Annotated in this window: 10 protein-coding genes and 1 pseudogene; 7 read left to right on the forward strand and 4 right to left on the reverse strand. The window is 65.7% G+C overall.

From position 1 onward, the window contains the following. Positions 1–430 precede the first annotated feature (430 nt). From C3488_RS16060 to C3488_RS16070, 3 genes and pseudogenes are all read left to right on the forward strand, one after another. A complete protein-coding gene (locus tag C3488_RS16060) occupies positions 431–1,552 on the forward strand; it encodes a glycosyltransferase (protein WP_146067872.1) in 1,122 nt (373 codons plus the stop codon). Between the two features lie 137 nt (positions 1,553–1,689). Next, a pseudogene (locus tag C3488_RS42580) lies at positions 1,690–1,935 on the forward strand (glycosyltransferase); the annotation flags it as partial. 242 nt (positions 1,936–2,177) lie between these two features. Next, positions 2,178–2,789 carry a hypothetical protein gene (locus C3488_RS16070; protein WP_258053447.1) on the forward strand — a complete coding sequence of 204 codons (612 nt, stop codon included), beginning with the start codon at positions 2,178–2,180 and terminating at the stop codon, positions 2,787–2,789. A gap of 642 nt (positions 2,790–3,431) precedes the next feature. On the opposite strand, the gene C3488_RS42380 is transcribed toward C3488_RS16070, so the two are convergent. Continuing rightward, positions 3,432–4,124: a hypothetical protein gene (locus C3488_RS42380; protein WP_146067874.1), complete on the reverse strand. Its 693-nt coding sequence runs from the start codon at positions 4,122–4,124 to the stop codon at positions 3,432–3,434. A 360-nt stretch (positions 4,125–4,484) separates the two neighbouring features. Here C3488_RS42380 and C3488_RS16085 point away from each other — a divergent pair, with 360 nt between their 5' ends. Both C3488_RS16085 and C3488_RS16090 read left to right on the forward strand, forming a co-directional pair. Continuing rightward, on the forward strand, positions 4,485–5,954 hold the full coding sequence (locus tag C3488_RS16085) for a DUF2079 domain-containing protein (RefSeq protein ID WP_103840109.1): 1,470 nt from the start codon (positions 4,485–4,487) through the stop codon (positions 5,952–5,954). 73 nt (positions 5,955–6,027) lie between these two features. Beyond that, on the forward strand, positions 6,028–7,140 hold the full coding sequence (locus tag C3488_RS16090; RefSeq protein ID WP_103840110.1) for a glycosyltransferase: 1,113 nt from the start codon (positions 6,028–6,030) through the stop codon (positions 7,138–7,140). Between the two features lie 93 nt (positions 7,141–7,233). Here C3488_RS16090 and C3488_RS16095 read toward each other — a convergent pair whose 3' ends face one another. Both C3488_RS16095 and C3488_RS16100 read right to left on the reverse strand, forming a co-directional pair. Further along, positions 7,234–7,662 carry a hypothetical protein gene (locus C3488_RS16095; protein ID WP_103840111.1) on the reverse strand — a complete coding sequence of 143 codons (429 nt, stop codon included), beginning with the start codon at positions 7,660–7,662 and terminating at the stop codon, positions 7,234–7,236. A gap of 111 nt (positions 7,663–7,773) precedes the next feature. Then, positions 7,774–8,985 carry a pyridoxal phosphate-dependent aminotransferase gene (locus C3488_RS16100; RefSeq protein ID WP_103840112.1) on the reverse strand — a complete coding sequence of 404 codons (1,212 nt, stop codon included), beginning with the start codon at positions 8,983–8,985 and terminating at the stop codon, positions 7,774–7,776. A 268-nt stretch (positions 8,986–9,253) separates the two neighbouring features. Between C3488_RS16100 and C3488_RS40535 the strand changes: the two genes are divergently transcribed. Beyond that, entirely contained in the window at positions 9,254–9,862 is a 609-nt protein-coding gene (locus C3488_RS40535) for a hypothetical protein (protein WP_181139044.1), read from the forward strand. Between the two features lie 60 nt (positions 9,863–9,922). On the opposite strand, the gene C3488_RS16110 is transcribed toward C3488_RS40535, so the two are convergent. Next, entirely contained in the window at positions 9,923–11,101 is a 1,179-nt protein-coding gene (locus C3488_RS16110) for a class I SAM-dependent methyltransferase (RefSeq protein WP_219822317.1), read from the reverse strand. 668 nt (positions 11,102–11,769) lie between these two features. Here C3488_RS16110 and C3488_RS16115 point away from each other — a divergent pair. Beyond that, a complete protein-coding gene (locus C3488_RS16115; RefSeq protein ID WP_103840114.1) occupies positions 11,770–12,672 on the forward strand; it encodes a serine protease in 903 nt (300 codons plus the stop codon). Positions 12,673–12,948: the final 276 nt, after the last annotated feature.

Raw genomic sequence — 12,948 nt, forward strand, 5'->3', positions numbered from 1 at the left:
TCCACAATGTCCTACGTTTCACTGGGTCACATCTCGTGGAATGGTGGGGTCGGATGGATGTGGCTGATCTTTGCGTGGTCCGCACAGAACGGGCCGCGGCGGGTGCCGACGCTACCGGAGTCGGAACCATGGTCTTTTCCGGCGACGTTACGAGGCTCCAAGAAGAAGTCGCCATTCGGCAGGCGATTTTGGGCTCCATATCACCCAAATGCAGTCGGTCCAGCACCGGTTGGATAAAACCGATGCCCTCCGTTGTGAACCTTGCGGTAGCGATTGGGTTTGCTGCTCGTCAAATCGTCCGCTGATAAGCCGACTCGGCGGCCGTTCAGGCGCTCGTAGTTGTTGCGCGGTCCTGCCTCTTTGTATCGCCATAAGCGACTGGATACCTTGACGTACCGGTCAGTTGGAACCCTGAGTGGGGTGGTCCCCTGTGAAGCAAACGATCTGTCTGAACATGATCGTCAAGGATGAGGCCCCGGTGATCCGGCGTTGTCTCGAATCTGTGCGCTCCTTGATCGACACGTGGGTCATCGTGGATACGGGCTCCAGTGATGGCACCCAGGACGTCATTCGCGAGGTGTACAGCGATGTGCCTGGTGTGTTGTACGAGCGGTCGTGGAAGGGGTTTGACGGGAGTCGCACGGAGGCGATCGAACTGGCCCGTTCCAGCGGGGACTACCTGCTCTTCATGGATGCCGATGATGTGATGGAGGTGGAGCCCGGCTTTCGCATGCCGGAGCTGACCCATGACGGGTACAGCATCGCCGTGCACCATGGGCCGGTCATCCACTGGCGGCCCACCCTGGCCGCAACGCGGCTCCCCTGGCGTTACATGGATGTTCTACATGAGTACCTCTACTGCGACTCGCCGTTTACGCTCGGGGCTCTCCAGGGGATCCACATGCGCATCGTGGGCGGCGGGGGACGCCAAGGGAAAGAAAGCGTGCAGGAAAAGTACCGGCGTGATGCGGAGATGCTTCAGCAGGCTCTGGTCAAGGAGCCGGGCAACTACCGTTACGTCTTCTACCTCGGCCAGAGCTGGGACGCCGCCGGTGAGCCGGAGAAGGCACTTGAAGCCTATGACCGACGAGCGACCATGGGGGGCTGGGACCAGGAGCTCTTCTGGGCTTGCCTCTACGGCGCACGGCTGGCGGAGCTCCTTCAGCGGCCGCTGACCGATGTCATGGCCCGCTTTTATCGCGCACACCAGATCCGCCCCTCACGCGCCGAAGCCCTCGGCGAGCTCGCGCGCCTGTGCCGAGTCAACGGCCGGCGCTGGGACGCTTACAAGTTTGCGCGGCAGGCAGCGCTTCTTCCACGTCCCATCGAAGCCCATTTCGTCGAGTACAGCTGGTACGACTGGCGGGCGCTCGACGAGTTGGCGGTGTCCGCCTATCGGGTCGGCGAGTACTCGGAGTCGAAGCGATGCTGCGAACAGTTGTTGCACGGTGACAAGTTGCCTGCCCAGGAGCGCGACCGCGTGTCCCGAAACCTTGAGGCCGCACAACGCAAGCTTGGATCGAGAGTGCTAGTAGGACCTGAAATGGTGTGAACTGAGCTTTGCGCCTCGCAATGCTTTCTGGTTCTGCCCTGGTTGGGTGGGAGGAAACGGCTGGTTGCCTTCAGGTGCCGGTCAGTTGGAACCCTTGAGTGGGATGGTCCCTTGTGAAGCAAACGATCTGTCTGAACATGATCGTCAAGGATGAGGCCCCGGTGATCCGGCGTTGTCTCGAATCTGTGCGCTCCTTGATCGACACGTGGGTCATCGTGGATACGGGCTCCAGTGATGGCACCCAGGACGTCATTCGCGAGGTTTACAGCGATGTGCCTGGTGTGTTGTACGAGCGGTCGTGGAAGGGGTTTGACGGGAGTCGCACGGAGGCGATCGAACTGGCCCGTTCCAGCGGGGACTACCTGCTCTTCATGGATGCCGATGATGTGATGGAGGTGGAGCCCGGCTTTCGCATGCCGGAGCTGACCCATGACGGGTACAGCATCGCCGTGCACCATGGGCCGGTCATCCACTGGCGGCCCACCCTGGCCGCAACGCGGCTCCCCTGGCGTTACATCGGCGTCCTGCACGAGTACCTCTACTGCGACCCGCCGCTCACGCTCGGGACTCTCCAGGGGATCCACATGCGCATCGTCGGCGCGGGGGACGCCAAAGGAACCAAAGCGTGCAGGAAAAATACCTGCGAGACGCGGAGACGCTTCGGCAGGCTCTACTCAAGGAGCCGGAGAACTCCCGTTACGTCTTCTACCTCGCCCAGAGCTGGCGAGATGCCGGTGAGTACGAGAAGGCACTTGAAGCCTATGACCGGCGAGCGACCATGGGGGGCTGGGACCAGGAGGTCTTCTGCTCGCGCCTTTATGCCGCGCGGCTGGCGGGGATGCTGCAGCGGCCGCTGACCGAGGTCATGGACCGATTTCAGCAGGCGCACGACAGCCGCCCCTCACGCGCGGAAGCCCTCGGGTCTCTCGCGCAGCTGTGTCGCCTCAACGGTTTCCGCTGGGACGTGGCATACGAGTCTGCGCAGCAGGCGGCACTGATCCCGCGTCCCAGCGACAACCTGTTCGTCGAGTACAGCTGGTACGACTGGCAGGCGCTCGACGAGCTGGCGGTGATCGCCTTCTGGGTCGGAAAGTACCGGGAGTCGGTGGAGTGCTCTGAACGGTTGCTCCGTGATGGCAAGTTGCCTGCCCAGGAGCGCGATCGTGTGTCCCGAAACCTCGTGGCCGCACAACGCAAGCTTGGCTCGCGAGTGTTGGTGGGGCCAGAAATGGTGTGAGCCACCGTCGGTCAAAGCCAGGGCCGTGCTGTACGCCAGTGCGGCGTTGCGCTCGACCATGTCTTCCGTGGACGAGCGCCACCGGCGCGTCCGCGCTCGATGCCACTGTCAGGGTGCTTTCGAGCCGGGCTTGGGCGCGCCGGTGCAGTGCGGCGGACACGGGGGTTCATCGCCGGCCGTAGTCACATCGCATGTAGCGGTGGCAGCCAGCCTCACAGCAGAGCCCCCCTGCTCTACGAGCCGCTCGGCGTGCCGCATCCGGCTTCACGCACGTGACCGCCCGGATCTGCTTCAGCGGCCGTACGCTTCGTACCGTTGCTCCGGTCGGCCGCCCGCCCGGGAGTAGCGAGATCGCTGATCGATGGGCGGCCGCTCATGGCCTCGACTACGTCGTGCCGACCCGTCATCGCACATGTGCCCCCGATCTTCGAGGACTCGGCGGGCTACACGCGTGTGATGCCTGTTTTCGTATGGTGTCTGCGTATCTCGGCTTGACATGAGCGTGTGCCGTGCCCGGATGATTTCGAGCACGGCACACTTCAGCGGGTCCCGTCGAGGTCAGAACAGCGTGTGGCTCTTGGACAGCCTTTCTCGACGGCCTACGGGTTCACTTGGCTCAGCGTCAGGCCGATGGAGGGTAGGTCACGGCTGGCTGACGGCCAGTTGCCAAGTCGCGTTACCGCAGAAGAGCACGAATCGGCCCGAGCTGTTGATCACGTTGCAGTCCAGTGTGTAGACGGTCCCGGCTGCGTCCACGACCTGGAAGTGGGCCTCTTCCCCGCCGCTCGCGGCGGACACCTGGTTTGTGACCGTGATGCCACAGGGGTTGGGCGGGAAGCCGGCCCTGGTGAGCGGTGTCCAGATGAAGGGCTGTGCAACTGCGGGCGGGTTGAATTGCCTGACGGCTCCGAAGGGGTTGCCGGCGGGGTCCAGCAAGGCCTTGAGCTCGTAGTCGGCGCCTCGCTGGTCGGAGTCGATGTCAGGGACGCACTGCCCGGCGGCACCGGCGGGTCCGGTCGGGCCCGTGGGGCCGGCGGGTCCGGTGGGACCGGTGGGACCGGTCCTGCCCTTCTCCTTTTCCTTCTCCTTTTCCTTGCACTCGCCCCCGTGGTCGTCGGGGAGAATACGGTCCTTCCTGCCCTCCCTGCAGTCGTCGTCGCCGCCGACCGCGCGCACGCCGGCCGGGCCCTTGGCCGTCTGAGTACCCGCCAGCGCGGGCGTGGCAAAGCCCAGCATCACGAGGGCGAGCGTCGCCATCGCGCCGCCCGCGAGCCTTCTGCCCTGCCGCGGCAGCGGGCCCAGGCCGGATGATGGGGTCCTGGTCTCAGGACTCATGTATCGCTCCTTGGGGAACCGAGTGGAGTGACCCTCCAGAGGCGCATTCGTGCCTCATCGGCATGATTTGGCTGACCGGGCATTCCTGCGGAAAGGCGCACGGCACGATCAGCACATCGGCCGAGTATGAACGGTCCGATCGGATGAAGGCCCGCGCGCCATACGAGAACGATTCGACTTGTCGGCGCCTTGATGTGTGCGCGCACTTACTTGCGCAGCGTTACTGATTTGCCATGAGGCTTGCGCTCTTCATGCGGCCATTCGGTGGAATCCGTCCGCGCAGGAGGTGGCTCCGTGCCATGTCCTCACGTGCGCTGGCATCTTGAGGGTCCTCAGCCTCCGCTGTGGAAGGAATCCCTCATGCAAGCGCCCACCACCGACAGCGTCACGCTCCCACCACAACAGTCCGCCTCCGGAAAAAAGGCGACAGCGGAGCCGACTCGAGGGATGCGATCAGAAATCCCGTGGTGGGTCTGGGTCCTGTCGGCAGCGCTGTTCTCGGTCTATACGACGTTGTCCGTCCGTATCCATCTGCGGATGCTCTCCAACGCCTTTGACCTCGGCATCTTCGAACAGGCCGTCCGCTCCTACGCCCACGGGCACCTGCCCGTCTCCGAAATCAAGGGACCGGGTTTCCCCGTACTGGGGGACCATTTCCACCCCATCCTGGCCCTGATGGCGCCTTTCTACCGGCTCTGGCCGTCACCGATTGTTCTGCTGGTGGTTCAAGCCGGACTGATCGCCGTCAGTGTCGTACCCCTCGTGTGCTGGGCCCGCCGGACACTGGGCGGCGTCGCCGCCGCGGTCATCGGCGTCTGTTACGGCCTCTCCTGGGGTATCGCGAGCGCGGTGGGCTTCGACTTCCATGAGTGGGCCTTCGCCGTTCCCCTGCTGGCCTGTTCGCTGACGGCTCTCGCGAACGACCGGCTGTACGCGGCGGTGTACTGGGCCATGCCCATGCTGCTGGTGAAGGAAGACCTCGGGCTCACGGTGGCCGTGATCGGTGTCCTCATCGCCCTGCGCGGCGAGCGTAGGCTCGGAATCCTCACAGCCGCGGTAGGCCTCGGCGGGACCATGTTGGCGATGTTGGTGATCCTGCCGTCCTTCAATCCCCAAGGGGACTATGCCTACACGTTCTGGTTGACCGGTTCCTCAGGCGGCATGGGAGGCCCGCTCGCCCTGCTCTACAAGTTCACGGTCGGTCTCCTCACGCCTCAGACGAAGGTCTCAACCCTGCTGTTCCTGCTGGCTCCGACTTTGTTCCTGGCCTTGCGGTCCCCGCTGCTCTGGGTCGTCCTGCCGACGCTGCTCTGGCGTTTCGCCTCCGGCAACTCCTCCCACTGGGACACAGGCCACCAGTACTCGCTTGTGCTGATGCCGATCGTCTTCGCGGCCTTCATCGACGCCTTGGCCCGGCTGCGGCTGAGCCGGGCCAATGTGCGTCGTTACCTCGCGGGCTCAACCGCGATCACTCTCATGATCCTCCCGAGCTTTCCGCTGTGGCAGCTGGTCCAGCGGGCGACCTGGCGGACCGATCCGCGCGTCGCTGTCGCACACCGTTTGATGGACCGCATCCCCGACGGTGCCACGGTCCAGGCGTCCAACCAACTGGTGCCCCAGCTCACCAACCGCACGAGCGTCAGCATGTACGGCTGGAGCGACAGCCGGCCGAACCCTGAATGGATCATCGTGGACACCCGGGTGCCGCTGGATCGGAAATGGCCGCTGAATCCCCTTCAGGAGCAGTGGTCACTGGACCGCCAGCGTGCCAATGGGTATCGCACGGTAGCCGCCGAGGAGGGGTTCGTCCTGCTCAGGCACAAGAGCTGACAGTCGTCGACAGGGGGACCCGCACAGTCACACAGCGAACGGTGATGATGTGAAACCGTCCATTTGCCTCTGCATGATCGTGAAGAACGAGTCCGGCGTCATCGAGCGCTGCCTCTCGTCGGTCCGTGAGCTCATCACCACCTGGGTGATCTCCGACACCGGGTCCACGGACGGCACGCAGGAGCTGATCCGTAAAACACTCAGCGGCATCCCGGGTGAGCTTCACGAGGAACCGTGGGTCAACTTCGGGCACAACCGGAGCTTGAACATCGCTCATGCGCGTGGAAAGGCCGACTATCTGCTCCTGCTCGACGCCGACTTGGAGATCCGGCAGGACGGTGCTTTGCCGAGACTGACCGCCGACTCCTACATGCTGCGGCACGAAGGCAGCCTCGAATACCGCATCAAGCGATTGGTCAGGGGCGACATCGCGTGGCGCTACGAAGGTGTCACTCACGAATACATCACCACCGACGAAGCGGCGGATCAGGAGAACCTCGACGCCCTGGTCATCGTGGACCACGCCGACGGTGGATCGCGTCACGACAAGTTCGAGCGCGACGAACGTCTGCTGAGCGCCGAACTCGAGCGCAACCCGGACGACACCCGCACTGTCTTCTACCTGGCCCAGACCATGCGCGACATGGGCAGGGCCGAAGAGGCCATCAAGCTGTACCAGCGTCGCGCCGAGATGGGCGGCTGGCTGGAAGAGGTGTACTACTCGCAGCTCCAGGTGGGTGTTCTCAAGGCTGAGACGGGCGACTGGCCGGGCGCCATGGATGCACTCGTGGGGGCTTGGGAGACGCGGCCCCAGCGCCTGGAGGCCTGTTACGAGCTGTGCTCACGGCTTCGTGTCATGGGCCGGTACCGGGCCGCACATGTCTTCGCTTGTGCCGGTCTGAACCGGCCCGTTCCGAACGACCTGCTCTTCGTCAGTCCCTGGGTGTATCGGTGGGGGCTGCTGTTCGAGTTCTCGATCACCGCCTACTGGGTGGGGGACTGGCCAGGCTCCCTGCAGGCATGCGACCGGCTCCTTGCCATGAGCGATCTGCCAGAGGCGCAACGCGAGCAGACGCTTGCCAACCGGGAGTTCGCCGCCCAGCGACTTCAGGTGCTGGGCGTCCCCTCCAGTCGAGCCGCCCGTCGCAAACTTCCCAAAGCGGCAACGACCAGGCGTAGACGCTAGGCAGCGGACGGACTGTCATGGCGCCCGGTCCGCGCGTCTCTGGGTGTCCACGCGGACCGGGGCCGTCGGGGGAGCCGTTGTGCGGCTCTGGGGTCAGCCCGTGGTGATCGGTTCGCGGGGGTCGGCCAGTGCGGCGCTGTGCGCGTCCATGCGCTCCGCCGACAGGATCGCCGCCGCCGTGTCCGCGCGGGACGCGGCCACCACCAGGGCGCGGCCCGCCAGCGCGTGGGCGCGGCGGTGCAGTGCTGTGATGCGCGGTTCCGAGCCGCGTGCGGCGGTCGTCGCGCGTACGGGTGTCACGCCGCCGCGCAACCGCGTCACCTGGCCGGCGAGCCGCTGCGCGGCCGTGTCCAGGTCGGCGGAGGGGGCCAGGGCGCGCAGTTCGTCCGTCACTGTGAGAAGTGCCGCCAGATGGCCCGCGAGCTGGATGTCCAGCTCCTCCTCGCGTGAACGGTGCGGGAAGTCGGCGTCAGCGGTGTCGGCCATCGTGTGGACCGACTTGGTGCGGATCGGTTCGTACATGGGACGGCCTCCTGACCTCTGGCAGGAAGCCATCTTAGCTTAGAACTCGTCTAAAGTTGGCTGAATCTCGGAATGTGGTCGGCGCTCACGCCGCGTGAGCCAGTGCGAGCATCACGGCTGGCTGTAGCCGTCCAGGAAGTTTCCGATCCGGGTGATCGCAGACGTCAGGTCCGCCACCGTCGGCAGGGTCACCACCCGGAAGTGGTCCGGCTCGGTCCAGTTGAAGCCTGTGCCCTGGACGACCATGATCTTTTCGCGGCGCAGCAGGTCCAGGACCATCCGCCGGTCGTCCTTGATCTTGAAGACCTTCGGGTCGAGGCGGGGGAAGAGGTACAGCGCGCCCTTGGGCTTCACGCACGTCACGCCCGGGATCCGGGTCAGCAGGTCGTACGCCGCGTCCCGCTGCTCCTTGAGCCGTCCGCCCGGCAGTACCAGGTCGTTGATCGTCTGGCGGCCGCTGAGTGCCGCCACCACGCCGTGCTGGCCCGGCATGTTCGCGCACAGACGCATGTTCGCCAGGATCGTCAGGCCCTCGATGTACGACTCCGCGTGGGCCCGGGGGCCCGAGATCGACATCCAGCCCACCCGGTAGCCGGCCACCCGGTACGCCTTCGACATGCCGTTGAAGGTGAGGGTCAGCAGGTCCGGGGCCACCGCGGCGGTGGGGGTGTGCAGCGCGCCGTCGTAGAGGATCTTGTCGTAGATCTCGTCGGAGCAGACGAGCAGGTTGTGGCGGCGGGCGATGTCCGTCAGGCCCCGGATGACCGTCTCGTCGTACACCGCGCCCGTCGGGTTGTTCGGGTTGATGATGACGATCGCCTTGGTGCGGTCGGTGACCTTCCGCTCCACGTCGGCCAGGTCCGGCATCCAGTCCGACTGCTCGTCGCAGCGGTAGTGGACCGCCGTGCCGCCCGACAGGGACACCGCCGCGGTCCACAGGGGGTAGTCCGGTGCCGGTACGAGTACCTCGTCGCCGTCGTCCAGCAGGCCCTGCATCGCCATCACGATCAGCTCGGAGACGCCGTTGCCGATGAAGACGTGCTCGACGTCCGTCTCGATGCCGAGGGTCTGGTTGTGCATCACGACCGCGCGGCGCGCGGCCAGCAGGCCCTTCGCGTCGCCGTAGCCGTGTGCCGACGAGACGTTGCGGAGGATGTCCTCGAGGATCTCGGGCGGGCAGTCGAAGCCGAAGGCGGCCGGATTGCCGGTGTTGAGCTTGAGGATGCGGTGACCCGCCGCCTCCAGCCGCATCGCCTCCTCGAGAACCGGGCCCCGGATCTCGTAGCAGACGTTGGCGAGCTTCGTGGACTGGATCACCTGCATGTCCGCGAGCTTACGGCCGCGTAACGCCGCACGCGGCGTGTTTTCCACCACGTGAGACGGGGGAGATCGGCCGGTTGTCACCGCGACCGCACCATGAATCCCTCACGCCTCTAGAATGCGCCCACAGTCATGGCAGCATCAGTCCGGCGATGGCGCGTACGGCTCGAATGGCGGGGCATACGGTGCGAACGCCGCGAACGGCGCGGTGACCGGGTTCTCCTCCGACGGGTCACATCCGGACGGCGGCGACGACCGGAATCAGCCGAACGTGTATCACCCGTATGCCGTAGCGGCGCCGGACTACGAGGGTTACGCCGATCCTGCGGCCGCCCATGGCTGGCAGAACGCCTACGACGAGACCCGCGAGCTGCCCGTGGCTCTCGACGCTGTCAGTGGTCCCGGAGTCACCGGTGAGGGCCGTGCTTCACGGCGCAAGGCCGCCCGGCCCCGCTCCCGCTCTCGCCTGCCCCGCCGCGCTGCCGTGGCCGTGGGTGCGCTCGGTGCCGTGGGCGTCGCCGTCGCACTCGCCGGCGGTTTCGGTTCCGGTTCCTCCGGCGCGCCCACGGACGCCGGGCAGTCGGCCCGGCCGAAGGCGGCACCGTCCGCGCCGCCCACGGAGGCGACCGCGGCCCCCTCCGGCGCCACCGAGCCGTCCCGCAGCGCCGCCTCCGTGGCCGCCGGCACCACGGCGTCCGCCACGCCCGGCGCCTCACAGGGCGCCGCCCCGGTGACGGCGGCCTCTGAGAGGCCCGCATCCGCCGCGTCGACCGCCGGGGCGCCCTCCGTTTCTACCGCCGGGACCTCGGGCGCCACCGCGCCGGGCAACTCTGGCAGCAAGCCCGGCCGCGGACGGGGGGCCACCAAGGGGCCGAAGTAGGGGTCGTGCCGTCGGCGGACGGTGGCACCGGCCTGGTGGCGCGACGGTCCCAACTGTCTGTTACTCGCTGTCGTACAAGCGCTGGATCTCAGCAGTCCGGGGAATCCATGCCGGAGCGCCCTGCTCTGTGTTCAGTCCCTTGTCGATGAACACGATGTTGTGATGCGCGTGCACACCAGTCACCAGCCGTTCCGTGGTGAGGGTAGCGGAGCCGCCCTCTCGCATCTGTTCCTGGTGGTTCAAGCCGTCCAGCAGTGACTTGATCATGCTCATGGAGGTTCCTGAAGCCGTGGGGTCCACATTTCCGCCCCAGCCCGGCCAATAGGAAGTCTGCAGGTCCTCGACCACGTACATGCCGCCGGGACGCACATGCGGGAAGAGCGCGTTGAACGAGGCGATGACGTGGTGACAGAAGTGACTTCCGTCGTCGATCACGATGTCGAACGGCCCGTGTTCGCGGGCCATCGTGGCTAGAAATTCCTGGTCGCCCTGATCTCCCTGCAGGATGCGTAGGCGGGGTTCAGTAAGTCCGCTCTTGTCGAAGAGATCGAGACCGTAGATCATCCCGCGTCGGAAGTAGTGCTTCCACATGCGCAGCGACGCCCCGCCGGCGTCAACGGCACGGTAGCCGCCGACACCAATCTCCAGCACCTTTACCTGCTGCTCGCTGTAGGGCTCGAAGTACCGTTCGTACAAGGGGGTGTACCAGTGCCCACCCCACTTATCGGACCCGAATGCGAGGGCCAAGTCGGTCAGGCTGGGGCGACGCCCCGACAGGGCAACCAACAACTGCCGGAATGCGGTCACGGCTGCCGCACGCCGACGGTGGACGGGATCGGCGGGATCAACGGCTGGGACGGTTTCCATGATCGCTACCTCGCGCGTCGCACCATGGTTGCCCGCGGGGCCGAAGGTCTCATACAGCAGATCGACCAGATCCTGTTTGATCGTGACAGGAGCATCCTCACTGCTGCTCGCCTCGATGGCGATCTTCTCCGGGCCGAGGTGGACGACGTAGTCGAGTCGAGCCGAGCCGAAGGCCAGTTGGAACTGGATGCCCACCTGCTCGATCGCAGGCCTGCCGTGCAGTGCGGCGCGGCCCGCCACCTCGGCCAAGGCCACCTCCGCGACGGTGGCTGGACCTAGATCGGCCACCCGTGCAGAGATCTCCGATGCGGGTGCCGTAGCGGCCGAAATGACGTTCTCGATCAGCAACTGATCAATGTCCAGCGTACGCACGAAAATCTCCAGGGCGTTATTGGTGCCGGTGAGTGACTTTCACTGTATCCAGGCGATGTCTACATTTTGATTTACCTGGTGGAATGCCCTTATCTCGAGCTGCACAGAATCACCAGGAAGGTGGATTGGAAAGATTATCTAACTGTCGCCCAGTCATATCTGGGCGGCCTTTGGATTAACTGATCAAGTTGGAGTCGCATTCGCGTTGGCTAAATGCTTGAGGGGGTTAAATCGACTGCAAGTCGAAATTAATTTTCCATGGCCAATGTCGGTGGCGACCTGATGGGTGGGATGGGTTTCCGGGAACGGTGGTGGTTTCGGCTGCGGAAAGCGCTGGCATGTGGGGAGTGGTGCGCGCATCGCTGTGTCCCGATAACCCGCGTCTGCTCGGCGCCGAACGCACTGGCAAGGTCGCGAACGGCAGCCGTCACCCGTGAGGTGCAACCCCTGAGCGTGGACGCACGGCGTGAGAACTCGTCTGGACGATTAGGGCGACAGGCGGGCCTGGTCGTGGCGCGTCGCGTCCGTGTCCTGCATGCCCCGCCTGGCCGAAAACAGCCCCTTGCTCACGCAAACCGCGCTAGTGAGAATGCGCATGACAAAAAGGAGGCCGTACACCCTTCGACCCTCCCTGTCATCACATCCTCACTCAAGAGGGGACCCCCCACATGAGAAAGCCTCTCGCCGCCGCGCTCCTCGCTCTGGCCATGGCCGGAGCCGGCGCGGCGCCGGCGGTCGCGGACGCCGCGACCGCCAGGACGGCGACGGTCACGGCCGCCCCAGCGGCCACGGCCGGGGCCGCCGGGACGACGACGAAGGACAGGACGGCCACGATCCAGGCCGTCGACTTCGCCGGTACCGTCTCGCTCAGCAACTGCTCCGGTTCCGTCATCCGCTTCCCGAACTCCGCGGACAGCGACCCGGCGCTCGTCCTGACCAACGGCCACTGCCTGGAGACCGGCTTCCCCGAGCCCGGCGAGGTCATCACCGGCCAGTCCTCCAGCCGCTCCTTCGGTCTGCTGAACGCCTCAGGCAGCAGGATCGCCACGCTCCGCGCCAACCAGGTCGTCTACTCGACCATGACGGACACCGACGTCACGATCTACCGCCTCACCACCACCTACGCGCAGATCAAGAGCTCCTACGGCATCAGCCCCCTGACCGTCGCCGACACCCACCCCGTCGCCGGCACCGCCATCAAGGTCGTCTCCGGCTACTGGAAGCGCATCTACAGCTGCAACATCGACGGGTTCGTGTACCGGCTGAAGGAGGGCGGCTGGACCTGGAAGGACTCCGTCCGCTACACGTCCGCCTGCAACACGATCGGCGGCACCTCGGGGTCGCCCGTCATCGACAACGCCACCGGCAAGGTCGTCGCCGTCAACAACACCGGCAACGAGGACGGCGAGCGATGCACGGAGAACAACCCGTGCGAGGTCGACGCGAGCGGCAACGTCACCGTCCGCCAGGGCATCAACTACGCCGAGGAGACCTACCAGATCCCGGCCTGCTTCGGCGCCGGCAACAAGCTGAACCTCAGCGCGAGCGGCTGCGTCCTGCCCAAGCCGTAGGAGGACCAGCGCGGCGGGCGGTCCCAGGTCACACGCGGGTCCTGCGGACCGCTCGCCCCTGCATGGCAGTACGCCCGTCGACCGCCCTCGGTCGCTGCCGCAAGGGGGTCAGTTCTGCGCGAACAGCTCCTCCGCGCGGGTGACCGTGAGTGCACGGTCGAACCAGGTGCCGAGGGTGTGGAGGTCGGTGCAGGTGGTGATGCGCTCGCGGGCGGTTTCGGGGGTGTCGATGCCTCGGAGGTCGAGGATGCGGAGGATGTCCTCGGCCTTTCCTTC

The organism is Streptomyces sp. Ru72 (assembly GCF_002920635.1).
Taxonomy (GTDB): domain Bacteria; phylum Actinomycetota; class Actinomycetes; order Streptomycetales; family Streptomycetaceae; genus Streptomyces.